This window comes from Streptococcus intermedius SK54 = ATCC 27335, assembly GCF_000413475.1.
Lineage (GTDB): Bacteria > Bacillota > Bacilli > Lactobacillales > Streptococcaceae > Streptococcus > Streptococcus intermedius.
Window position 1 is genome coordinate 175,774 of record NZ_ATFK01000003.1, and the last position, 23,284, is coordinate 199,057.

Genomic DNA, 23,284 nt, shown 5'->3' on the forward strand with positions numbered 1-23,284 from the left:
GCTTAGGGGAAGTTTGACAGGGAGAAGAACCAGAGACTGAGAGTTCTTTAGATGAAAACTAGGTAAATTCACTTGCAAAGGGATTTAGAATTAAGGTCTGGAAAACCAGATGAAAACGGATGGTACCGCGTGTCAACGCTCCGCTTATGGAGTCTGACAAGCGGTTTTTTATATTTGGAGGAATTATGTCAACCATTGAAGAACAATTAAATAAGCTTAGAGAAGAAACTCTGGCGTCGCTGAAAAAAATTTCAACTGAAAATGAAAAAGAAATGCAGAATCTGCGTGTTTCTGTCCTTGGAAAGAAAGGCTCTTTAACAGAAATTTTAAAAGGTATGAAAGATGTCTCTGCTGATATGCGTCCGATTATCGGGAAACATGTCAATGAAGCACGAGATGTGTTGACTGCTGCTTTTGAAGAATCTGCAAAATTATTGGAAGAACAAAAAGTTGCCAATCAGTTGGTTAGGGAGTCAATAGATGTAACGCTTCCGGGCCGGAAAATTCTTGCTGGGAATCGTCATGTTCTTAGCCAGACAAGTGAAGAAATTGAAGATATTTTTATTGGGATGGGTTATCAAGTTGTAGATGGTTTTGAAGTCGAAACAGACTATTACAACTTTGAGCGGATGAATTTACCCAAAGACCACCCAGCGCGTGATATGCAGGATACTTTCTATATTACAGAAGAAATTTTACTGCGGACTCACACTAGTCCGGTTCAAGCTCGAGCGATGGATGCACATGATTTTTCTAAAGGACCTTTGAAAATGATTTCGCCAGGGCGTGTGTTCCGACGAGATACGGATGATGCAACGCATTCTCATCAATTTCATCAAATTGAAGGTTTAGTTGTCGGAAAAAATATTTCTATGGCAGACCTTCAAGGGACATTGGAGCTCATTGTGCAAAAGATGTTTGGGGAAGACCGTAGCATTCGTTTGCGTCCGTCTTATTTTCCATTTACAGAGCCGTCTGTTGAAGTGGATGTTTCCTGCTTCAAATGCGGTGGTCAAGGGTGCAATGTTTGCAAAAAGACTGGTTGGATTGAAATTATGGGAGCCGGGATGGTGCACCCTCGTGTTCTTGAAATGAGTGGCATTGATCCGGATGTTTATTCTGGTTTTGCCTTTGGCCTTGGGCAAGAACGTGTGGCTATGTTGCGCTACGGAATCAATGACATTCGCGGATTTTATCAAGGAGATGTTCGGTTCTCAGAACAATTTAAATAAATGTATGTTAATAAAAGTAAAAGAAGAACAGGCTGAAGTTCTAAGAACACTAGAAGTGCAGACTTATTTAGAAACCTTTGGCCCTTATATCAAGACAGAAGACATGCAAGATTATTTTGCGCATGAGCTCTCACTTGAGCGGATTCAGAAGGATTTGGCACTGGTAGAGTCAGAGACTTATTTTGCATTAGATGAAACAGAGAAGATTGTTGGTTTTATCAAATTTAACTGGGGGCAGGAACAGACTGAGCCAGTAGAGGCAGACTATTCAATGAGGAATGCTTTTGAGGTGCATCGTATCTATGTTTTGAAACCGTATCAAGGACAAGGTTTTGGCAAGGAAATGTTTGAATTTGCCCTGCAGGAAGCCATGAAACGAAAATGTTCATGGGTGTGGCTAGGCGTTTGGGAAAAGAATTTTAAGGCCCAAAACTTTTACTTTAAATATGGTTTTGAGCGTTTTAGTGAGCATGAATATGTGACAGGTGAAACGGTTGACATTGATTGGCTCATACGGAAAAAATTAAAATAATCGAGAAAACGTTGAGTACTGCTTTCGTGTTCTCAATAGCTCTGCGAATTAAAAGAAAGGAAATAAATATGAGGTGGAATGTTTGAGAAAAAGCAAAAAATTCTCAAAGATTTTGATGTACTCATATAGATGAATTATGCTAGTAAGTTATAAATGGTTAAAAGAACTGGTTGATGTAGATGTGCTAAGTGAAGAATTAGCTGAAAAAATGTCAACAACAGGAATAGAAGTAGAAGGGGTTAGTTCACCTGCTGAGGGATTGTCAAATATTGTCGTTGGTGAAGTGGTCAGTTGTGAAGATGTGCCTGAGACACACTTGCATGTATGTCAAGTGAATGTGGGTGAAGAAGTGCTTCGCCAAATTGTTTGCGGCGCTCCGAATGTACGAGCAGGGATCAAGGTTATAGTGGCGCTTCCCGGAGCTCGTATTGCGGATAATTACAAGATTAAAAAAGGAAAAATCCGCGGTTTAGAATCTCTTGGAATGATTTGTTCTCTTGAAGAATTAGGTATCTCTGACTCGATTGTTCCAAAAGAATTTTCTGAAGGGATTCAAATTTTGCCAGAAGAAGCTGTCCCAGGGGATTTGGTTTTCCCTTATCTTGACTTGGATGATGAAATTATTGAACTTTCTATCACACCGAACCGTGCGGATGCTCTTTCAATGCGTGGGGTAGCATATGAGGTGGCAGCGATTTATGACAAACCAGTTCATTTTCAAGATTTTCCTTTACTAGAGACAGGTAGGCAAGCAGCAGAACAACTATCTGTTGCCATTGAAACAGAAAAGGCGCCTTTTTATGCAGTGCGTATTTTAGAGAATGTTACCATTACTCCAAGTCCGCAGTGGCTTCAAAATCTACTTATGAATGAGGGAATTCGTCCAATCAATAATGTAGTAGATGTGACAAATTATATGTTGCTATATTTTGGTCAACCAATGCATGCCTTTGATTTAGATACTTTCGAAGATAATCAAATTGTCGTACGTGAAGCGCGTGCAGGTGAAAAGTTAGTAACTCTTGATGATGAAGAGCGTGATTTAGAAACGAGTGATCTTGTTATTACCGTAGCAGATAAGCCTGTAGCATTGGCTGGTATTATGGGTGGAAGTGAAACGGAAATCTCCCCTAAATCAAGGCGTGTAGTGCTTGAGGCAGCAGTTTTTGATGGAACTTCCATTCGTCAGACGAGTGGGCGTCTCAATCTTCGCTCAGAATCATCCTCTCGTTTTGAAAAAGGAATTAATCTAGCAACAGTAACGGAAGCCCTCGATGCGGCAGCTAGCATGATTGCAGATCTTGCAAGAGCAAATGTACAAGCTGGCATCGTTTCAGCAGGTCAAGTAGACACATCGGATGTTGAAGTTGCTTCAACATTGGTAGACGTCAACCGTGTGCTTGGAACAGAATTGACTTATACTGATATTGAAGATGTTTTTCGCCGTCTTGGTTTTGGTCTTACTGGTAATGCAGAGAAATTCACAGTGAGTGTGCCACCTCGTCGTTGGGATATTCATATTGAAGCTGACCTTTATGAAGAAATTGCACGTATTTATGGTTATGATAGATTGCCGGCAACATTGCCTAAAGATGATGGAACTGCTGGCGAATTAACAGAAACCCAAAAACTTCGTCGCAAAGTTCGTACTATTGCAGAAGGTGCTGGTCTGACGGAAGTCATCAGCTACGCCCTAACCACTCCTGAAAAAGCTATGCAATTTAGTATGAAGCCAAGTAACTTAACAGAATTGATGTGGCCAATGACAGTAGAACGCAGTGTTCTTCGGCAAAATATGGTAGCTGGTATTTTGGATACTGTTGCTTATAATATTGCACGGAAAAATAAAGATTTAGCACTGTACGAAATCGGAAAAATCTTCGAGCAAGCTGGAAATCCAAAAGCAGAATTGCCAACTGAAATCAATAGCTTTGCCTTTGCTTTGACAGGTTTGGTAGTTGAAAAAGATTTTCAAACTTCTGCTGTACCAGTTGATTTCTTTTATGCAAAAGGAGTTCTGGAAGTACTGTTTGACCGCCTAGGACTGAAAGTAGAATACACAGTGACGCAAGCATTAGCCAGCATGCATCCGGGACGTACAGCAGCCATTTTGCTGGACGGACAAGTCATTGGCTTTGTTGGTCAAGTTCATCCAGTAACTGCTAAGGATTATAATATCCCAGAAACGTATGTAGCAGAAATCAACCTAACAGCTATTGAAAAAGCGATTCAACCAGCAAAACCATTTGTAGAAGTTACTAAATTCCCAGCTGTAACACGTGATATTGCTTTGCTCCTTAAAGCAGAAATCAGCCACAAAGAGGTGGTTGCAGCTATTGAAGCTGCTCGTGTGAAGCGTTTGACAGATATTAAATTATTTGATGTTTTCTCAGGCGAAAAACTTGGGCTTGGTATGAAGTCCATGGCCTACACTTTGACTTTCCAAAATCCAGAGGATACTTTGGAAGATGAAGAAGTGGCTCGCTACATGGAAAAAATCCAAAAATCCCTTGAAGAAACGATTGGTGCAGAAATGCGGTAATACTAGAACTAGGAGTGAGACAGAACTAAAAATTTTAGTTCTTAGTCTCACCCCTATTTTTATCTTGTAAATCTTTCTTCTTTTTTGACCACGAGCATTTTCAGTGATACGAAGGTCTTCAATGAAAAGTGTTTTGATCAGCATCAACACAAGATTTGTGGCTCTTTCATGATACAAAAAGTGTCCTAAGATTTTACCTTTTATTTTCATAAACAAAGATAAGTGGATGGTCCTGAGACATCCATATTTTGAATTATTCATCATTGAATTTATGACCAGACTGTTTGGTCGGACTTTATGGTGAACAAGCAAGACTTACTCTAAAAGATGATTTAGTATTGAAATATCGCTTTGGACTGATTTTCTGCTGGAGCGTATTGAGCCTCCTGTTATAATTATTGAGGATTTTTATATGAAACAGTAGATGATGGTTAGTCATTTGTGTTAAGAAAACAAGATACAAAAAGAATCCGCAATATGCGAATTCTCATAATGGGAGCAGAATAGTCTCATCAATTTTTAAAATAAGGATGATTTTTTAAATTTTTAAAAATAGGAATAGTAACAAGACAAATTACGATAAGTTTTATGAGATCTGGTAGGATAAAAGGAATAATTCCAACAGTGATAGCTTTATCCAAACTAAATCTTGCTAATAACATTAAACCAAGTACTCCGCCGATAAAAACCAAAGCATCTCCAAGTATATTTGCTAAGAATATCGTCAAAAAGCTGCTATTTTTTGATGTTAGACTGGCAGTTACCAGAGCATAAAACAAATAAAACCAGAGATAACCTGCATTTGGGCCGACAAGTGCTTGTAATCCGCCGCTTCCGCCTGCAAAAACAGGGAGTCCAATAGCACCTAAAAGAAGATAAAGTGTAACTGCTAATAGAGCTTCTTTTCGATGAAAAATGGTGGCTACTAAGCCAACTGCCATATTTTGCAGAGCAAAAGGAACTGGACCGATAGGAATTGTAATTTGAGCAAGGACGGCTATTAAAGCTGCACCAACAGCTGGTAAAATAACAGTAAATGATTTTTTCATTATTGTAACCCTTTGTTTTATAATATGGTAACTATTATAAAGTAAATATAAAAAATGTCAAGTAATAAATAAAAAGGTGAAAGCATAAACTGAATTCACCTTTTGTCGAAGGAGTTATTTTTTGCGGTATATTACTTTTCCTCTATTTTTGCTGCGAAAGTATAGTATCAAAAATGCAATTAGTCCAAAGATATTTAAAAAGATAAGTAAGGTAGTTACAAGAACTATTTTTACTTTTTGCATAGGAAAACCTCCTAAAATAGGTTTGATATGATCAGAACAAAGATTTACATCTTTATCGCCTAAAAAATCAAAGGAAAAGGGAGCCTTACAAAATGTGGAGTTAGCGGATAAACTAAAGTCTATCTGCAATTCTGGCTATTGAAATAAGATTGGAAAAATTCTAAGAGCAAGACATTTATGGGAATTATTTCCACTCTCAGCGCATGGTAACAAATTCTTCTGATCCAGTAGGATGGATGGCAACGGTCGCATCAAAATCTGCTTTGGTCGCTCCCATTTTAATAGCAACTGCAAACCCTTGAATCATTTCATCAACACCGTAGCCAATTCCGTGAAGCCCAATGACTTTCTCTTCTGTTCCTGTTGTAATCAGTTTGAACTTAGCTTGTTGTCTGTGTTGGGTGACAGCTGAATACATGGAAGTAAAACCAGAGGTATAAATATGGAGATTTTCTGCTCCATATTGTTGGATTGCCTGTTCTTCAGTCAAGCCAACGGTTCCAATCGCTGGATGAGAGAAGACAACAGTTGGAATGATAGAGTAATCCATTTTAGCTTCAGTTTTTCCATTAAATAAGCGCTCTGCTAAGGTACGCCCCGCCTTGATAGCAACAGGGGTTAATTCTTTTTCTCCTGTAACATCTCCTAGAGCATAAATACCTTGTGTTGCTGTATTTTGAAATTCATCAACTGAGATAAAACCACGAGGATTTAAAGTGAGGCCGGTCGCTTCTAAATTTAATCCTTTGGTGTTGGCAGTCCGCCCTGTTGCCCAGATGATATGCTGAGCGATATGACTCGTTCCGTCCTCAAAAGTAATGCGAATCAAACCATTTTCATATCTTTCAAGTTTTTCTGGTATTTTGTGGATATGTAGAGTAGGACCTGATTTTTTCATTTCTTCTACAAGCCCCTCAACGATATATGAATCAAAATTGCGGAGAGGACGATCCCGACGAACAAAAAGATCTGTTTTTACGCCTAAAGCATGCAGAAGTCCAGCTAGTTCAACTGCGATATAGCCTGCACCAAGAATGGCAACGGATTGCGGGAGTTCTTCCCATGCAAAGACATCGTCAGAAGTTTCACCTAATTCTGCTCCAGGGATTGCTGGAATATGAGGGTGGGCACCAGTTGCGATAACAATATGTTTAGCTTGAATGATCTCGCCATTTACTTCAACTGTATTGCGGTCTATGAATTTGGCACGACCTTTAATCACCTCAACTCCATTCCGAGTGAAACTATTATGGTAAGAATGGCGTGCACGGTCAATATATGCTTCGCGATTCTTTCGAAGTGTCCTAAAATCAAATTGCTGATTATCTGAAGTAAATCCATAATCTGGTCCATAGTCTTGAATAGCTTCGGCAATTTGTGCACCATACCACATGATTTTTTTTGGAACGCAACCGACGTTGACACAGGTGCCTCCTAATTTCTTTTCTTCAATAACGGCAGCTTTTGCCCCATGTTCTCCAGCACGGTTCATGGTTGCTATTCCTCCGCTACCGCCACCAATGGCAATGATATCAAATGTTCTCATACGAGTCTCCTTTTTATCTGTAGTATGAAATTATTGTAACGTTTTTAGAAAATGATTGCAAAAATCTGCTACAAAACGTGATAGAAAACTTGCTTATTCCATTGTATCACATGGTTAATACAGACGAAGTAATGAAAAAGGGAGACAAATGTTAAAAGAGTCAGATATTTCTTGGAACGACTATCTTGTTTTAAAATTATATGTTATAACAAAAAGAAGAAATCGTTTTCATTAGGAGGAAAAAGAGCTGAAAAGATTGAAGAAGTAGTTGTTTAGCCTGATTGGTGTGACTTCAATCTGCTTTTTGAAATGCCTGCTGGGATAACGCCTCTTGTTGCTGGCATTGGGGTTATGAATAGTATGGTAGAGCGGGTTTGTGAAATTGGTTTTCGAAAAGCATTTGGAGCAACTCGTGGAAATATTTGGATGCAATTTGTCATAGAATAGATAGTATTGACAGCAATTGAATTCTTGTTTTATAGATAAAAAGCTGTCTTTTATAGTATGGAAAAGGAAGGAAAAAACTCCAACAGCTACTCATCTTTTAGTGAGTTACTCGTTGGAGTTTTTATAATATTATAAGCTAGTTTAGTGTGACACACGTTTACGAGCCGCTTTTTTACGATTTTCTTCAATAAAAGCTGCTTTCTTTTCTTCAGGTTCGATTACTTTTTTCTTAAATGTATAAACTGCACCTGCAACAGCAGCAACAGTACCAGCAACCCCAGTAACAACCCCTTTAACAAATCCTTTAGCCATTAGATTTCTCCTTTTTTGAACTTTATTTATGTTATAATATATAGTAACGAAAAATTAAATTTTTTTCAAGGGAAAAGATGAAAACAAAGGTAATTGTGATTATAGGCCCTACAGCAGTAGGAAAGACATCTCTTAGTATAGAAATTGCAAAACGTTTTAATGGTGAGATTATTAGCGGTGATAGTCAGCAAGTCTATAAAAAACTGGATATAGGAACGGCTAAAATCACTCCAGAAGAGCAAGAGGGGATTCCTCATTATTTGATAGATGTGCGAGAAGTGAGTGAAGCTTATTCAGCTTTTGATTTTGTAAAGGAGGCAGAAACTGCTATTAAAACGATTGTAGCAAAAGGAAAAATCCCTATCATTGTGGGAGGAACAGGGCTTTATATTCAAAGTCTACTGGAAGGCTATCATTTGGGTGGTTCAGCTTCTCATGAGGATATTTTAGCCTATCGATCAGAGTTAGATAGTTTAACGGATGAGGAATTGTTTAGCAAAATAGCAAAGCTAGGATTGACTATTCCCCAGATGAACCGTAGGAGAGCTATACGAACATTAGAAATTGCTCATTTGGGGAAGGACCTTGAAAACAAACAGTCTGATTATGATGCCCTGCTAATTTGTCTAGATGATGCCCGAGAAGTTCTCTATGAGCGTATTAATCAGCGGGTGGATCTAATGCTGAAGGCTGGGCTTTTAGAAGAGGCAAAGTGGCTTTATGATTATTATCCGCATGTTCAAGCTAGTAAGGGAATTGGCTACAAGGAACTTTTCCCTTACTTTGCTGGGGAGCTGACCTTGGAGGAAGCTACAGATAAAATAAAGCAACATACTCGTCGCTTTGCCAAACGCCAGCTAACTTGGTTTCGCAACCGCATGAATGCAGCCTTTTATCAGGTTTCAAAACCGAAGGACAAAGAGCGGATGATGCAGGATATAAAGGAATTTATGAATGATTGAAACAGAAAAACAGCAGGAACGAGTCATCCTCATCGGAGTAGAATTGCAGGGAATAGATAATTTCTCCCTGTCTATGGAAGAATTGGCCAGTCTAGCCAGAACTGCTGGTGCTCAAGTGGTGTCCTCTTACATTCAGAAACGAGAAAAGTATGATAGCAAGACTTTTATTGGTGCTGGAAAATTAGAAGAAATAAAACACATGGTAGAGGTAGATGAGATCTCCACCGTAATTGTCAACAATCGTTTGACACCTCGTCAGAATATCAATTTGGAAGAGATTCTAGGGGTCAAGGTTATTGATCGTATGCAGTTAATTTTGGATATTTTTGCTATGCGAGCTAGGAGTCATGAAGGGAAGCTTCAAGTGCATTTGGCTCAGCTAAAGTACTTATTGCCGCGACTGGTTGGACAGGGTATTATGCTTAGCCGTCAGGCTGGGGGAATTGGTTCTCGTGGCCCCGGTGAAAGTCAGTTAGAACTCAATCGTCGTAGTGTTCGTAATCAGATTCATGATATTGAGCGACAACTCAAAATTGTAGAAAAAAATCGAGCAACTGTGCGGGAAAAACGTTTGGATTCTAGTGTTTTTAAAATCGGTCTGATTGGTTATACTAATGCTGGAAAGTCCACGATTATGAATGCCTTGACGAACAAGAATCAATATGAGGCAGACGAACTTTTTGCCACTTTAGATGCGACAACTAAAGGTGCTAATCTGACGGGGAGGCTGAATGTAACATTGACGGATACGGTCGGTTTTATTCAGGATTTGCCGACTGAGTTAATATCTAGCTTCAAATCGACCTTAGAAGAGAGCAAAAATGTGGATCTTTTGGTTCATGTGATTGATGCCAGTGATCCGAATCACGAGGAACATGAAAAAACGGTCTTGGCAATTATGAAAGACTTGGATATGCTAGATATTCCTCGCTTGACTCTTTATAATAAAGCTGACAAAGCAGGAAATTTTCTTCCAACTTTAACTCCCTATGTCTTGATTTCGGCAAAGATGGAAAATAGCAGAGCAGTCTTACAAGAAGCTCTGTTGGATAAGATGCGAGAATTATTTGTTCCTTTTTGTATCAAGGTTGGCTCTAGCAAGGCCTATAAGTTGTATGAATTGGAAAGTCTAGCAATTATCGATAAGAGAGAGTATGTGGAAGAAAGTGAAGTGATTTCTGGCTATATAGCAGAAAAAAATAAATGGAGACTAGAAGAATTTTATGACTGATTATATCAATTTAGCGCTTAAATACGGTGGCTTTACGAGTTTAGATCGTATTTATCTAGAAAAAGTTTTGGATAAGCTGTCCAATTCGCAAAAGTTGACTTTTATCACACCGCCACCTAGTGTAATCAATGCGTATTTTTCTGAACTCTACCAAAAAAAGAGTCCAGAGGCAGCAACGGATTATTTTTTAGAATTGAGTAAGGAATTATTGCTTTTTAACAGCTCTCCTAATTTTGAGGAGGAAAAGCCTTTTATCCGACTGAATCTTTCAGGTAAATCTTATGGTTTTTGTTTTGAAAACGAAGATGGAATTGGATTAATTTTTCCAGAAATTCCAGAGGTGATTGAGCCGGATTTACTCTTTGACATTGCTCAACTTTTCCCTCAGTATCTAGTTTATGAAGATGGAAAAGTTATTCGGATGATACCGGCTGCTCCTGAAGAAATTGTGCAAAAGCAGGCGCTTTCCGCTCTAACTGACTGCTATGAATTGGCGGATGGGCGGATAAAACTGGAAGGCTATAATCAGGAAGAGTTAAGTCAGCTGGCTCAAACCTATTCCGGTCAGCTTTATTATCGCTCTCAGAATCGCTCTGCGATGATTTATATTAAGAAAAAATAGAAAGAAAAAGATGCAACTACAATTTTTAGGTACAGGAGCTGGTCAGCCTTCTAAGGCTCGGAATGTTTCTAGTCTGGTTTTGAAACTATTGGATGAAATCAATGAAATTTGGATGTTTGATTGTGGTGAAGGAACCCAGAATCGCATTTTAGAGACGACGATTCGTCCCAGAAAGATTAGAAAGATTTTTATCACTCATTTGCATGGGGATCATATTTTTGGTCTACCGGGCTTTTTATCCACTCGATCATTTCAAGCTAATGAAGAGCAAACAGATATTGAAATATATGGACCGATTGGCATTAAAAATTTTGTCATGACGAGTCTGCGAGTGTCGGGTTCGCGCCTGCCTTATCGGATTCATTTTCACGAATTTGACGAAAAACACTTAGGGAAAATTTTAGAAACCGATAAATTTACAGTTTATGCAGAGAAACTAGACCATAGCATTTTTTGTGTGGGTTACCGCATTATGCAGAAAGATTTGGAAGGTACGTTGGATGCTGAGAGTCTGAAAGCTGCTGGTCTTCCTTTTGGCCCTCTTTTTGGTAAGGTAAAAAACGGGGAAGATGTAGTGCTAGCAGACGGAACGAAAATTATAGCAGCAGATTATATTTCAGCTCCGAGACCCGGTAAGGTTATCACCATTCTGGGTGATACACGTAAAACGCATGCTAGTGTAAGACTTGCTATCAATGCGGATGTATTGGTTCACGAATCCACTTATGGTAAAGGAGATGAAATAATTGCCAAAAATCATGGCCACTCTACCAATCTACAAGCAGCAGAAGTCGCTAAAGAGGCGGGTGCTAAGCGTCTCTTGCTTAATCATATTAGCGCACGTTTTCTCTCAAAAGATATTGGTAAAATGCGTAGCGATGCTAGTTCCATTTTTAAAAATGTCCACTTAGTAAAAGATTTAGAAGAGGTGGAATTATAAAATTCTGCCAAGATAGCTCTTGAAATTTGCAAGAAAGAGGAAATGATGAATCTATTATTTGTTAGACATGGAAAAGATTCTGACCAACATAGAGGAGGATGGAGTCAGCTTGATCTTCTTCCTGAGGGAAAAAGGGAAGCAGAAACATTGGCAAATTACTTAGCTCAGCACAAAGAAAATTATTACTTTACGAAAGTGATTACGAGTGATTTGAAAAGAGCTGAGACGACTGCAATGATTTTAGCAGAGAAGCTTCAGCTGCCATTGGAGAAAGTAAGAGACTTACGCGAAACAAATAATGGCGATTTGGCAGGAATGTTAAATAGCGAGGCTGATCAAAAATTTCCTCATCTTTATTTTAGAAGTCTTGCAATGGACGAGCATTATCCAAATGGAGAAAGCCCGATAGAATTTTATCAACGGATAAAAACTTGGTTTGAACTTTTTTTGAAGGAAAATCATAACTCAGATGAGACACAAATTGTGGTTACACATGGTGGAGTACTCAACATTATTTATCATTTGGTGAACCAGATAGAATGGACGAATAAAAGCAATTTATTTCACGCCAAGCATTGCAGCATTAGTTTAGTGAATACAGAAACGTTTAGATTTGAGATCGAAAACCAGACAGATTTTCTAAAAGAAAAATAAGGAGAGTATATGCGAACAATCGTTATCACAGGAGCCAGTGGCGGTGTGGCTCAAGAAATGGTGAAGTTGTTGCCAAATGATCAGCTGATTTTAGTAGGACGCAGTCGGGAAAAATTAGTAAAGCTTTATTCAAATCATGCACATTGCGAATTCGTTGAGTTGGATATTACGAATGACCAATCTTTAGAAACCTTTACTAAAGAACTATACAGTAAGTATGCACAGGTAGATGTTCTCGTTAACAATGCTGGTTATGGGATTTTTGAAGAATTTGACAAGATTAGCAACGAGGACACTCATGCTATGTTTGAGGTGAATACCTTTGCTCTTATGAATCTATCTCGTCTCTTTGGGGAGAGAATGAAGCAAGCGGGACGTGGGCATATTGTCAATATTGTTAGTACAGCTGGGTTGATTGCTAGTGCTAAATCTAGTCTCTACTCAGCTACTAAGTTTGCTGGAATTGGATTTTCCAATGCTTTGCGTTTAGAGTTGATGCCTTACAATGTCTATGTGACGACGGTTAATCCAGGACCGATTAAGACGGCTTTCTTTGACAAAGCTGACCCCGATGGTAGTTATGTTAAGGCGGTTGATAAATACATTTTAGAAGCAGATACTGTTGCTAAGCAGATTGTGAACAATTTTGGGAAAAAGAAGCGAGAGTTGATCATGCCTTTCACACTGAAGGCGGCTCACAAGCTCTATACGCTTTTTCCCAACCTTGGTGACAAACTAGCCAGTAAAATGTTCAATTATAAGTAGGAGACGTTTATGGACGTGGCAGTTTACAAGGAATTTTTAAATCAACCATGGGGGAAGCTTTATTATGAGATTCTATTTGCTCAGTTAGCACATATAAAAAATAAAAAGGTACTAGATTTTGGGAGTGGTTTTGGTTTGGTGGCGGATTTTTTGGCACAAAACAATCAGGTAATAGCTATAGAACCAAATGACGAGATGATTGTAGAACGTCAGCAGAATTTCCATTATCAGCAACTACAAGGCAGTCTAGAAATGTTGAAAGATATTCCAAGTGCTCATTTTGACCTCATTGTCTGCCATAATGTTCTGGAGTATGTGGATATTCCAGCTCTTTATCTAGCTGAATTTAGCAGATTGTTGAAAAAGGCGGACAAATTTCGCTTGTTAAGCACAATGAAGTGGGGCGAATTATGCAGACAGTAGTGTTTGCAAATGATACAAATTTAGTGTTGGATTTATTATCAGGGCAGTCTTATCAATCGCATACAATGGGGCAAGCAACCTATTATGATTTAGCAGACTTATTACAAAAGGTCACGTCTGAATTAACTGTTCAGAATTATCAAGGAATTCGAATTTTTTATGGCTTGCAAGACAATGCAGTTAAAACAGCAGTCGCTTGGCGGGAAAAGATGTTGAAAATAGAACTTGCAGTTTGCCAACAGTCCCCTTATCGAGATATTGCTGCTTTTCAGCATATTTGGTTGCAAACAAAAAGGAGATAAGAATGATTCATTATATTGAAAATAAACAAATGGTTGTTGAGGACTTACTTCCGCTTTATCAATCTGTTGGTTGGAGTAACTATACGGATTATCCAGAGCGACTAGAGCGAGCCTTTCAAAATTCTCTTTACACTGTAGCAGCGTATGACAATGACTGTCTTGTCGGTCTTCTTAGAGCAGTAGGAGATGGAGCTTCTGTTCTTTTTATCCAAGACCTATTGGTTCTACCAAATTATCAAATACAAGGCATCGGACGTAAACTCTTACAGACTACTTTGGAAGAATGGTCAGATGTTTATCAGATTGAGTTAGTGACAGATCAATCTGATAAGACGCTATCTTTTTATCAAGGCCTCGGATTTCGAAAACTGTCTGATTCGAATTGTACAGGTTTGATTTATGTAGGATAACCTAAAATGCTATATGTACAAAATTAGAAGTTCAGACTAGTGAAAGCTAGTCTTTTCGTGTTATAATAAAAGTTATATTGTAAAAGAAAGATGATTTCATGATTACATCAAAATATGATTGGCAAATTGCTACAAATTTTTCAGATGAGGGCTTTATCAAACAAGCTCAAAAACTCGGATTGGAACCTTCGGTAGCCAATTTGGTATACCAGAGAGGGATTCAGACAGAAGAAGCACTGCGAGACTTTCTAGAAGCTAGTTTAGACAAGCTACACGATCCTTATGAACTTCATGATATGGAGAAGGCGGTAGTACGCATTCGTCAAGCGATTGAAAACTATGAGCAGATTTTGATCTATGGCGATTATGATGCAGATGGGATGACTTCAGCTTCTATTGTTAAAGAAGCGTTAGAACAATTGGGAGCGGAGTGTCAAGTCTATTTACCCAATCGATTTACAGATGGTTATGGACCTAATGCTAGTGTTTACAAGTATTTTATTGAAAATCAAGAAGTCTCACTCATTATTACAGTGGACAATGGTGTTGCAGGACATGAAGCAATTGAGTTAGCCCAGTCCATGGGAGTGGATGTCATCGTAACAGATCACCACTCTATGCCTGAGGAGCTGCCAAAGGCCTATGCTATCGTCCATCCGGAACATAGCGGAGCAGATTACCCTTTCAAGCATCTGGCTGGCTGTGGGGTGGCTTTTAAGTTAGCGACTGCCCTTTTAGAGGAAATGCAGATTGAGTTGTTGGATCTAGTCGCTATCGGCACTATTGCGGATATGGTCAGCTTGACAGGTGAGAATCGGATTTTGGTCAAATATGGCTTATCTATTTTGAAAAACACTCAGCGCATCGGCTTGCAAGAACTTTTTAAGATTTCGGGCATTCAGGAAGATGAAGTAGATGAAGAAATAGTTGGTTTTCAGATAACTCCTAGACTCAATGCTCTAGGTCGATTGGATGATCCAAATCCTGCTATTGAACTTCTGACTGGTTTTGATGAAGAAGAAGCACGTGACATCGCCCTGATGATTAATCAAAAAAATGACGAACGTAAGGAGATGGTGCAGCATATCTATGATGAAGCTAAGTTTATGATTGATCCTAAGAAGCCTGTTCAGGTTCTAGCTGGCAAGGGTTGGAATCCAGGTGTTTTGGGAATTGTAGCAGGGCGACTTTTAGAAGAGTTGCATCAGCCGATCATCGTGCTGAATATTGAAAATGGTTTAGCAAAAGGTAGTGCTCGCAGTATTGAAGCAGTTGATATTTTTGAAGCTCTAGATCCTCACCGAGAGTTATTTGTAGCTTTTGGTGGGCATGCTGGGGCAGCTGGCATGACTCTTGACGCCAGTCGATTAGAAGAACTCAGTCAGGTTTTGACGGCCTATATTGAAAATAATCAGCTGGATTTGTCTACTAAGAATGAACTTTTTTTGGATGAAGAACTAGCTTTGCCAGATCTGACGCTGGAAACTCTTAAAAACTTTGAAAAACTTGCTCCTTTTGGTATGGATAATAAAAAACCTGTTTTCTATTTAAAAGATTTTAAAGTTGAAAATGCTCGTACTATGGGGGCAGGAAATGCTCACCTGAAACTAAAAATTTCTCAGGCTGATGTTGCTTTTGATGTAATAGCTTTTGGACAAGGCGAACTTGCCACAGAATTTTCTCAAACTAAAAATTTAGAGTTAGCAGTGACTCTGTCGGTCAACAAATGGAATGGTCAGACTAGTCTGCAACTTATGTTGGTAGACGCTCGAGTCAACGGAATTCAGCTCTTTAATATTCGAGGTAAAAATGCTCGCTTACCTGAAAATGTACCTATTCTGCGTTTTTCAGAAGAAATACCTGATTTGGGAAACAGTAGATCAGTTGTGGTCTATGACGTCCCCAATCAACTAGAACAACTAAAAATGATTATTCAACAAGGACATTTTGAAGCCATTTACTTTAAAAATGAGATTGCTCACCCCTATTATCTGACAGGTTTTGGAACGAGAGCCCAATTTGCCAAACTCTATAAAACGATTTATCAGTTTCCGGAGTTTGATATACGTTATAAACTAAAAAAGTTGGCTGCTTATCTCAACATTGATTCAATTCTACTCATAAAGATGATTCAAATTTTTGAAGAACTGGGTTTTGTAACGGTTCAAGATGGAGTGATGCGAGTTAACAAGGAAGCAGAAAAAAAGGCTATTGAGAGTAGCCATATTTATCAAGAACTTAAAAAAATGGTCAAGGAGCAGGAGCTGATGGCTCTAGGAACTGTTCAAGAAATTTATGATTATCTGATGGAAAAGGATGAATGTTCAAACTAGATGATCGATAGATTCTTTATGGTAAAGAACATGTCTTTGTAGCTAATACTTGAAATGAGCTATGAAGCTTTGAATAATGAAAAAGTCATGAGCAAGATGAAGTTCATGACTTTCTTTTATTAAGTTGTCACTATTGAATTGTTTGAGTTATTGCAAAATCACTTTTGAATAATTTTCTGATTGTTATATTTTCATCAATGTGAAGATCTTGTAACAATGCTTGAGCACGCTCCATCTTAAAATCTACCTAAAAAGATTTAAAATACTGCAATGCATCTTTGACTTTCATGTTTTCATTTAGGTAAGTTGTATCTGGTAAATAAAATACATTTTTTTAGCTTCTGGTGATGGTTGGAATCCATTGATGAGAACGCTTCCATCATTTGACTGGAGCAGCCCATTGCTGAGTTTAATCATCGTTGTCTTTCCAGATCCATTTGGACCGAGTAAGCCAATAATTCCCAGTTTCGATTTCAAATCCTCTTCAGATAATTTTTGTCTAGATTTCGAAATCAAGTCATAACATTTGTAACAAAGTGTCCTGCTGTGCATTGAGAGTAGACAAATCCTTCTTGTTCCAAGTCAGATAAAGCCCGTTGGATTGCATTCGGATTGACTCTGGCTTCAGCAGCTAATTCTCTGGCAGCAGGTAATTTTTCTTCAGCTTGTAATTGACTAGAGATGATTTGTAATTTTATTCTGTTCATGATTTGTAAATAAATGGGCAGATTATTATGAAAAGCTCAACTCATGATTCTTCCTTTCTGTATTTTTTTCTTTAGCAAGCAAAATAGAAATTTAGTATAATAGAAAAAGAGAAGAATCAAAGGAGAAGACCATGATTGCTCAGTTAGATACCAAAACGGTTTATACCTTTATGGATAGTTTAATTTCGATAAAGAAATATGTAAAAACAGCCAAAAATTTAGGATATCAAGCTCTAGGGATGATGGACATTGACAATCTCTATGGAGCTTATCATTTTATGGAAATTGCGACTGAGCAAGGAATTCAGCCGCTTTTAGGTGTGGAAATGACCTTGGAGTATGTTGATGTTCCTCTGAATCTTCGTTTTTTAGCTCTCGATAGTCAAGGTTATCGCAATTTAATGAAACTGTCCACATTGAAAATGATAGGAAAAAGAAAGTGGGAAGAATTTCAATATTTATTAGAAGGAGTAGCCATTATTGTGCCTGTGTTTGAAGGTATCGAGGCTTTAGACTTGGGACGGGAATTTTATATTGGCGTATTTCCTGATACTCCAAAGCAAGTGTTCCACCATACAACTTTACCTTTGCATACTGTTCGCTATTTTGATACAGGGGATTTAGAGACTTTACAAATGCTGTGTGCTATTCGGGAAAATAGCAGTTTGCGGGAAGTTAGAAATTTACCCACTCACGAGTATTTCTTATCATTAGAGCAATTCACACAGGCCTTTCAAGAAAATTTCCCAGAAAGTTTAGATAATTTGGAACAGTTAGTTTCAAACATTCATTATGAAATTAATACAGAGCTAAAATTACCACGCTTTAATCCAGAACGTTTAGCAGTAGAAGAGTTACGAGAAAAGGCAGAAACAGGGTTAGAGAGAAAAGGTTTGGGAACCTCCATTTATAAAGAACGCTTGGAGCAAGAGCTATCTGTCATCCACCAAATGGGCTTTGATGATTACTTTTTGATTGTGTGGGATTTACTGCGTTTTGGTCGTAGCCAAGGCTACTATATGGGCATGGGACGTGGATCTGCTGTTGGAAGTTTAGTTGCCTATGCACTAGATATTACAGGAATTGATCCTGTCGAAAAAAATCTCCTTTTTGAGCGCTTTTTAAATGTAGAACGTTATACAATGCCTGATATTGATATTGATATTCCTGACGTCTATCGACCAGAGTTTATCCGTTATGTTCGTGATCGGTATGGAACCATGCATGCGGCTCAAATCGTGACATATTCGACTTTTGGGGCCAAGCAAGCAATTCGTGATGTTTTTAAGCGTTACGGTGTTCCAGAGTATGAATTGACTAATATCACCCGTAAAATTAGTTTTCGAGATAGCTTGACATTGGCTTATGAAAAAAATATTTCTTTTCGACAGATTATCAACAGCAAATTAGAATATCAAAAAGCCTTTGAAATTGCGAAAAAAATTGAAGGAAATCCGCGCCAGACCTCTATTCACGCAGCAGGTGTGGTAATGAGTGATAATGACCTGACAGATCACATCCCGCTTAAATATGGGGAAGATATGTACATCACACAATACGATGCGCATGGTGTTGAAAGTAATGGTTTGCTCAAAATGGACTTTCTTGGCTTGCGCAACCTGACCTTTGTTCAACGAATGAAAGAAGCAGTTTTGGAGAAGTACGGTGTCGCTATTAACATTGCAAAGATTGACCTGGAGGATACTATAACCTTGCAGCTTTTTGCAGCGGGTAGAACCAAGGGTATTTTTCAATTTGAGCAAGCAGGCGCTATTAACCTTTTGAAGCGTGTTCAGCCTGTGCAATTTGAAGAAATCGTCGCCACTACATCACTCAACCGTCCGGGAGCTAGTGATTATATAGATAATTTTGTAAAAAGGAAGCATGGCCAAGAAAAGGTAGAAATGCTGGATCCAACTTTGGAGGATATTTTACTACCAACCTATGGTATTATGCTTTATCAAGAGCAGGTAATGCAAGTAGCACAACGATTTGGAGGTTTTTCTCTTGGGAAAGCTGATGTTTTACGTCGTGCTATGGGTAAAAAAAATGCTGCCGAAATGCACAAAATGGAAGCAGAGTTTATCGCGGGTGCTCGAAAGTTTGGCCATTCTGAAACCAAAGCAAAAGAAGTGTTTGCAGTTATGGAAAAGTTTGCAGGTTATGGTTTCAATCGCAGTCATGCCTATGCCTACTCTGCACTTGCTTTTCAGTTGGCTTATTTCAAGGCACACTATCCAGATATTTTCTTTGATATTATGCTGAATTATTCAAGTAGTGACTATATTACAGATGCTTTAGAATTCGGCTTTCAAATTGCTTCTTTAAATATCAATAACATTCCTTATAGAGATAAATTTCAAGACAAGCATATTTATTTAGGACTAAAAAATATTAAAGGTCTGCCACGCGATGTTGCTTATTGGATTATTGAAAATCGTCCATTTTCAAATGTAGAAGACTTCATCTTGAAATTACCAACACAGTATCATAAGGTCCAGCTGCTAACTCCTTTAGTAGAAGTTGGTTTATTTGATATATTTGAAAAAAATCGCCAAAAAATCTTGCAAAATCTTCCGAACCTGTTTGTCTTTGCCAATGAACTGGGCAGCCTGTTTGCAGATACGAGTTATAGCTGGATAGACGGAGAAGATTACACAGAAGCAGAGAAATTCGAACTAGAAAAGAAAATTATTGGAGTTGGTTTGAGTGAACATCCTTTGGTAAAGTTTACAAAAACTGCTGATCACGCCTTTATACCAATTCAAGACTTGGTTGAAAACAGTTTGGCAACGATTTTAGTAGAGATTTTATCTATCCGTACCATTCGCACCAAAACAGGTGAGAATATGGCATTCTTGCAAGTGAGTGATGCTAAAAGAAAAATGGAAGTGACAGTCTTTCCAGACGTTTTTAAACAGTTCAGCAAAGGTTTGCACGAAAAAGGCTTTTATTATCTGACTGGTCGAGTTAAAAAACGTGAGGATCGTTTACAGATGATTTTAAATGGTTTGCAGGAAGTTGTCACAGAACGCTTTTGGATACAAGTAGAAAATCACGGATATGATGCAGCAATATCTGATATTTTACAGCAATTTCGAGGAGATATTCCAGTCGTTATCCGTTATGAAAATGAAAGAAAGACAGTGGCAATTCCTCAATATCGTGTTCAAAAATCAGAGAAATTACAAGAAGAATTGAAGAAAATAACCATGAAAACGATTTATCAATAAAAAATTAGGAAAAAAGAAGAATTTTGATTTTGATTGTGGTATAATCAAGGGTGAATGTAAAAAGAAAAAGGAGCACAAACGAATGAAACGTATTGCTGTTTTGACTAGTGGTGGTGATGCCCCTGGTATGAACGCTGCTATCCGTGCAGTTGTTCGCAAAGCAATTTCAGAAGGAATGGAAGTTTATGGCATCTATGACGGCTATGCTGGTATGGTTGCTGGTGAAATTTATCCACTTGATGCTGCATCGGTTGGGGATATTATTTCACGTGGTGGTACTTTCCTTCACTCGGCTCGTTATCCAGAGTTTGCCCAATTAGAAGGACAATTAAAGGGAATTGAGCAACTAAAAAAACATGGCATTGAAGGAGTTGTGGTTATCGGTGGTGACGGTTCTTATCATGGTGCTATGCGTTTGACAGAACATGGCTTCCCTGCTGTTGGATTACCAGGTACGATTGATAATGACATTGTTGGTACAGATTTCACAATTGGTTTTGATACTGCTGTAACGACTGCAATGGATGCAATTGACAAGATTCGTGATACATCATCTAGTCATCGTCGTACTTTTGTTGTTGAAGTAATGGGACGTAATGCTGGAGATATTGCTCTCTGGGCTGGTATTGCTACAGGTGCTGATGAAATCATCGTTCCTGAAGAAGACTTCAAAATCGAAGATATTGTAGCTAGTATTAAACGTGGCTATGAAGAAGGAAAGAAACACAACATTATCGTTCTTGCAGAAGGTGTCATGTCTGCTGATGAATTTGGTAAAAAGTTGAAAGAAGCTGGTGATGTAAGTGATCTTCGTGTAACGGAACTTGGACATATTCAACGTGGTGGTTCACCAACTGCCCGTGACCGTGTTCTTGCTTCACGTATGGGAGCACATGCTGTTAGTTTGCTTAAAAAAGGGATTGGCGGTGTTGCAGTTGGTATTCGCAACGAACAAATGGTTGAAAATCCAATTTTAGGCACAGCAGAAGAAGGTGCTTTGTTTAGTTTAACAGAAGACGGTAAGATTATTGTTAATAATCCACATAAAGCTGATCTTGATCTTGCTAAATTAAACCGTAGCATTTCAATGTAATTTTAATTTGTTATTCTGGTCATAAAGACCATTAAATATAAAGGAGTTTTCATATATCATGAATAAACGTGTAAAAATCGTTGCAACTTTAGGTCCTGCGGTAGAAATCCGTGGTGGTAAAAAATTTGGTGAAGATGGATATTGGAGTGAAAAACTTGATGTTGAATCATCTGCACAAAATATCGCTAAATTGATTGAGGCCGGAGCAAACACTTTCCGTTTCAACTTCTCACATGGTGACCACGCAGAACAAGGTGACCGTATGGCTACTGTTCATCGTGCCGAAGAAATTGCTGGTCAAAAAGTTGGTTATCTTCTTGACACAAAAGGTCCTGAAATTCGTACAGAATTATTTGAAAGCGACGCTAAAGAATACTCTTACAAAACGGGTGAAAAGATTCGTGTTGCAACTAAACAAGGTATTAAATCCACTCGCGAAGTTATCGCTTTGAATGTTGCAGGTGGGCTTGATATTTATGACGATGTTGAAGTTGGAAAACAAGTTCTTGTTGACGATGGAAAACTTGGCCTTCGTGTTATTGCAAAAGATCCTGCTACACGTGAATTTGAAGTAGAAGTTGAAAACGACGGTGTTATCGCTAAACAAAAAGGTGTTAATATTCCAAATACAAAAATTCCTTTCCCAGCACTTGCTGAACGTGATAATGACGATATTCGCTTTGGTTTAGAACAAGGAATCAACTTCATTGCTATTTCATTTGTACGTACTGCAAAGGATGTCAATGAAGTTCGTGCAATCTGTGAAGAAACTGGTAATGGACATGTGAAATTGTTTGCTAAAATCGAAAATCAACAAGGTATCGAAAACTTGGATGAGATCATCGAAGCTGCTGATGGTATTATGATTGCTCGTGGTGACATGGGTATCGAAGTACCATTTGAAATGGTTCCAGTTTACCAAAAAATGATTATCACAAAAGTCAATGCTGCTGGTAAAATTGCTATTACAGCAACAAATATGCTTGAAACAATGACTGAAAAACCACGTGCTACTCGTTCAGAAGTATCAGATGTGTTCAATGCTGTTATTGATGGAACAGATGCGACAATGCTTTCAGGTGAATCTGCAAATGGTAAATATCCACTTGAATCTGTAACGACAATGGCAACAATTGATAAAAATGCTCAAACTCTCTTGAATGAATATGGACGTTTGTCATCAGTTGACTATGCTCGTAGCTCTAAGACAGAGGTTGTTGCTTCAGCTGTTAAAGATGCTACAAACTCAATGGACATCAAATTGGTTGTGACAATTACTGAAACAGGTAACACTGCACGTTTGATTTCTAAGTATCGTCCTGATACTGATATTTTAGCAGTAACATTTGATGAATTGACTCAACGTTCATTGATGTTGAATTGGGGTGTCATTCCAGTTGTAACTGAAAAACCTGCATCAACTGATGATATGTTTGAAGTTGCTGAAAAAGTTGCTCTTGCAAGTGGTCTTGTGGAATCTGGCGACAATATTGTGATTGTGGCTGGTGTACCAGTTGGAACTGGTGGAACAAACACTATGCGTATTCGTACAGTACGTTAATTTGTCTTATTATAAAGAAAAGAACCTTATCAGTCAACGGTTTTATCGCTTGATTGATAAGGCTTTTTACTTGTAAATAAAAAACAGGAATAGGAATTAACTTTTTCCACCTTTGTTTATTTTCTGAAAACATGATATAATGATA

General features: G+C 38.3%; 17 protein-coding genes and 3 pseudogenes. 15 read left to right on the forward strand and 5 right to left on the reverse strand.

Annotated elements, in window-relative coordinates; genetic code table 11:
* Positions 1-185: 185 nt before the first annotated feature.
* The 3 genes from pheS to pheT all read left to right on the forward strand — a co-directional run bounded on the left by pheS (position 186) and on the right by pheT (position 4,306).
* Positions 186-1,232: a phenylalanine--tRNA ligase subunit alpha gene (pheS, locus tag HMPREF1654_RS04930; RefSeq protein WP_003076552.1), complete on the forward strand. Its 1,047-nt coding sequence runs from the start codon at positions 186-188 to the stop codon at positions 1,230-1,232.
* 4 nt (positions 1,233-1,236) lie between these two features.
* A complete protein-coding gene (locus HMPREF1654_RS04935; RefSeq protein ID WP_003076746.1) occupies positions 1,237-1,764 on the forward strand; it encodes a GNAT family N-acetyltransferase in 528 nt (175 codons plus the stop codon).
* A gap of 136 nt (positions 1,765-1,900) precedes the next feature.
* Positions 1,901-4,306: a phenylalanine--tRNA ligase subunit beta gene (pheT, locus tag HMPREF1654_RS04940; protein ID WP_003077015.1), complete on the forward strand. Its 2,406-nt coding sequence runs from the start codon at positions 1,901-1,903 to the stop codon at positions 4,304-4,306.
* A 512-nt stretch (positions 4,307-4,818) separates the two neighbouring features.
* On the opposite strand, the gene HMPREF1654_RS04945 is transcribed toward pheT, so the two are convergent.
* From HMPREF1654_RS04945 to HMPREF1654_RS09785, 3 genes are all read right to left on the reverse strand, one after another.
* Positions 4,819-5,355: a biotin transporter BioY gene (locus HMPREF1654_RS04945; RefSeq protein ID WP_003076349.1), complete on the reverse strand. Its 537-nt coding sequence runs from the start codon at positions 5,353-5,355 to the stop codon at positions 4,819-4,821.
* Between the two features lie 439 nt (positions 5,356-5,794).
* A complete protein-coding gene (gene gorA / locus HMPREF1654_RS04950; RefSeq protein WP_003076452.1) occupies positions 5,795-7,144 on the reverse strand; it encodes a glutathione-disulfide reductase in 1,350 nt (449 codons plus the stop codon).
* Between the two features lie 588 nt (positions 7,145-7,732).
* On the reverse strand, positions 7,733-7,903 hold the full coding sequence (locus tag HMPREF1654_RS09785) for a DUF3042 family protein (protein WP_003024081.1): 171 nt from the start codon (positions 7,901-7,903) through the stop codon (positions 7,733-7,735).
* A 77-nt stretch (positions 7,904-7,980) separates the two neighbouring features.
* Between HMPREF1654_RS09785 and miaA the strand changes: the two genes are divergently transcribed.
* The 9 genes and pseudogenes from miaA to recJ all read left to right on the forward strand — a co-directional run bounded on the left by miaA (position 7,981) and on the right by recJ (position 16,545).
* Positions 7,981-8,865 (forward strand): tRNA (adenosine(37)-N6)-dimethylallyltransferase MiaA, encoded by an 885-nt coding sequence (miaA, locus tag HMPREF1654_RS04960; protein ID WP_003076663.1) that lies wholly within the window; start codon positions 7,981-7,983, stop codon positions 8,863-8,865.
* The gene (gene hflX / locus HMPREF1654_RS04965) at positions 8,858-10,096 is read left to right on the forward strand and encodes a GTPase HflX (protein WP_003076929.1); all 1,239 of its coding nucleotides are present in this window, start codon (positions 8,858-8,860) and stop codon (positions 10,094-10,096) included. Before miaA ends, hflX begins: the two co-directional genes overlap by 8 nt.
* Entirely contained in the window at positions 10,089-10,718 is a 630-nt protein-coding gene (locus HMPREF1654_RS04970; RefSeq protein ID WP_003076627.1) for a hypothetical protein, read from the forward strand. Before hflX ends, HMPREF1654_RS04970 begins: the two co-directional genes overlap by 8 nt.
* A 10-nt stretch (positions 10,719-10,728) precedes the next feature.
* Entirely contained in the window at positions 10,729-11,658 is a 930-nt protein-coding gene (gene rnz, locus HMPREF1654_RS04975) for a ribonuclease Z (RefSeq protein WP_003076343.1), read from the forward strand.
* Between the two features lie 45 nt (positions 11,659-11,703).
* Positions 11,704-12,312 (forward strand): histidine phosphatase family protein, encoded by a 609-nt coding sequence (locus tag HMPREF1654_RS04980; RefSeq protein ID WP_003077038.1) that lies wholly within the window; start codon positions 11,704-11,706, stop codon positions 12,310-12,312.
* Positions 12,313-12,321: 9 nt separating this feature from the next.
* Positions 12,322-13,077, forward strand: coding sequence for an SDR family NAD(P)-dependent oxidoreductase (locus HMPREF1654_RS04985; RefSeq protein WP_003076807.1), 756 nt, complete (start codon positions 12,322-12,324; stop codon positions 13,075-13,077).
* A gap of 9 nt (positions 13,078-13,086) precedes the next feature.
* Positions 13,087-13,821: pseudogene (locus tag HMPREF1654_RS09790) on the forward strand (methyltransferase domain-containing protein).
* A complete protein-coding gene (locus HMPREF1654_RS05000; RefSeq protein ID WP_003076533.1) occupies positions 13,805-14,212 on the forward strand; it encodes a GNAT family N-acetyltransferase in 408 nt (135 codons plus the stop codon). Before HMPREF1654_RS09790 ends, HMPREF1654_RS05000 begins: the two are co-directional and overlap by 17 nt.
* A 98-nt stretch (positions 14,213-14,310) precedes the next feature.
* The gene (recJ, locus tag HMPREF1654_RS05005; protein WP_003076244.1) at positions 14,311-16,545 is read left to right on the forward strand and encodes a single-stranded-DNA-specific exonuclease RecJ; all 2,235 of its coding nucleotides are present in this window, start codon (positions 14,311-14,313) and stop codon (positions 16,543-16,545) included.
* A 136-nt stretch (positions 16,546-16,681) separates the two neighbouring features.
* Here recJ and HMPREF1654_RS10120 read toward each other — a convergent pair.
* Both HMPREF1654_RS10120 and HMPREF1654_RS10125 read right to left on the reverse strand, forming a co-directional pair.
* Positions 16,682-17,004 (reverse strand): annotated as a pseudogene (locus tag HMPREF1654_RS10120) (ATP-binding cassette domain-containing protein); the annotation flags it as partial.
* Between the two features lie 12 nt (positions 17,005-17,016).
* Positions 17,017-17,252, reverse strand: a pseudogene (locus tag HMPREF1654_RS10125) (GntR family transcriptional regulator); the annotation flags it as partial.
* 131 nt (positions 17,253-17,383) lie between these two features.
* Here HMPREF1654_RS10125 and HMPREF1654_RS05020 point away from each other — a divergent pair.
* The 3 genes from HMPREF1654_RS05020 (at position 17,384) to pyk (ending at position 23,139) form a co-directional block, all read left to right on the forward strand.
* Entirely contained in the window at positions 17,384-20,485 is a 3,102-nt protein-coding gene (locus HMPREF1654_RS05020) for a DNA polymerase III subunit alpha (protein WP_003076844.1), read from the forward strand.
* Between the two features lie 82 nt (positions 20,486-20,567).
* Positions 20,568-21,578 carry a 6-phosphofructokinase gene (gene pfkA / locus HMPREF1654_RS05025; RefSeq protein WP_003032502.1) on the forward strand — a complete coding sequence of 337 codons (1,011 nt, stop codon included), beginning with the start codon at positions 20,568-20,570 and terminating at the stop codon, positions 21,576-21,578.
* Between the two features lie 58 nt (positions 21,579-21,636).
* Complete coding sequence (pyk, locus tag HMPREF1654_RS05030; RefSeq protein WP_003077019.1) at positions 21,637-23,139, forward strand: pyruvate kinase; 1,503 nt, start codon at positions 21,637-21,639, stop codon at positions 23,137-23,139.
* The last annotated feature ends 145 nt before the right edge of the window (positions 23,140-23,284 follow it).

Excerpts from the sequence above, each read along its gene's own strand:
- pheS (WP_003076552.1), top strand. The coding sequence starts at position 186 with ATGTCAACCATTGAAGAACAATTAAATAAGCTTAGAGAAGAAACTCTG.
- HMPREF1654_RS04935 (WP_003076746.1), top strand. The coding sequence starts at position 1,237 with ATGTTAATAAAAGTAAAAGAAGAACAGGCTGAAGTTCTAAGAACACTA.
- pheT (WP_003077015.1), top strand. The coding sequence starts at position 1,901 with ATGCTAGTAAGTTATAAATGGTTAAAAGAACTGGTTGATGTAGATGTG.
- HMPREF1654_RS04945 (WP_003076349.1), bottom strand. The coding sequence starts at position 5,355 with ATGAAAAAATCATTTACTGTTATTTTACCAGCTGTTGGTGCAGCTTTA.
- gorA (WP_003076452.1), bottom strand. The coding sequence starts at position 7,144 with ATGAGAACATTTGATATCATTGCCATTGGTGGCGGTAGCGGAGGAATA.
- HMPREF1654_RS09785 (WP_003024081.1), bottom strand. The coding sequence starts at position 7,903 with ATGGCTAAAGGATTTGTTAAAGGGGTTGTTACTGGGGTTGCTGGTACT.
- miaA (WP_003076663.1), top strand. The coding sequence starts at position 7,981 with ATGAAAACAAAGGTAATTGTGATTATAGGCCCTACAGCAGTAGGAAAG.
- hflX (WP_003076929.1), top strand. The coding sequence starts at position 8,858 with ATGATTGAAACAGAAAAACAGCAGGAACGAGTCATCCTCATCGGAGTA.
- HMPREF1654_RS04970 (WP_003076627.1), top strand. The coding sequence starts at position 10,089 with ATGACTGATTATATCAATTTAGCGCTTAAATACGGTGGCTTTACGAGT.
- rnz (WP_003076343.1), top strand. The coding sequence starts at position 10,729 with ATGCAACTACAATTTTTAGGTACAGGAGCTGGTCAGCCTTCTAAGGCT.
- HMPREF1654_RS04980 (WP_003077038.1), top strand. The coding sequence starts at position 11,704 with ATGAATCTATTATTTGTTAGACATGGAAAAGATTCTGACCAACATAGA.
- HMPREF1654_RS04985 (WP_003076807.1), top strand. The coding sequence starts at position 12,322 with ATGCGAACAATCGTTATCACAGGAGCCAGTGGCGGTGTGGCTCAAGAA.
- HMPREF1654_RS05000 (WP_003076533.1), top strand. The coding sequence starts at position 13,805 with ATGATTCATTATATTGAAAATAAACAAATGGTTGTTGAGGACTTACTT.
- recJ (WP_003076244.1), top strand. The coding sequence starts at position 14,311 with ATGATTACATCAAAATATGATTGGCAAATTGCTACAAATTTTTCAGAT.
- HMPREF1654_RS05020 (WP_003076844.1), top strand. The coding sequence starts at position 17,384 with ATGATTGCTCAGTTAGATACCAAAACGGTTTATACCTTTATGGATAGT.
- pfkA (WP_003032502.1), top strand. The coding sequence starts at position 20,568 with ATGAAACGTATTGCTGTTTTGACTAGTGGTGGTGATGCCCCTGGTATG.
- pyk (WP_003077019.1), top strand. The coding sequence starts at position 21,637 with ATGAATAAACGTGTAAAAATCGTTGCAACTTTAGGTCCTGCGGTAGAA.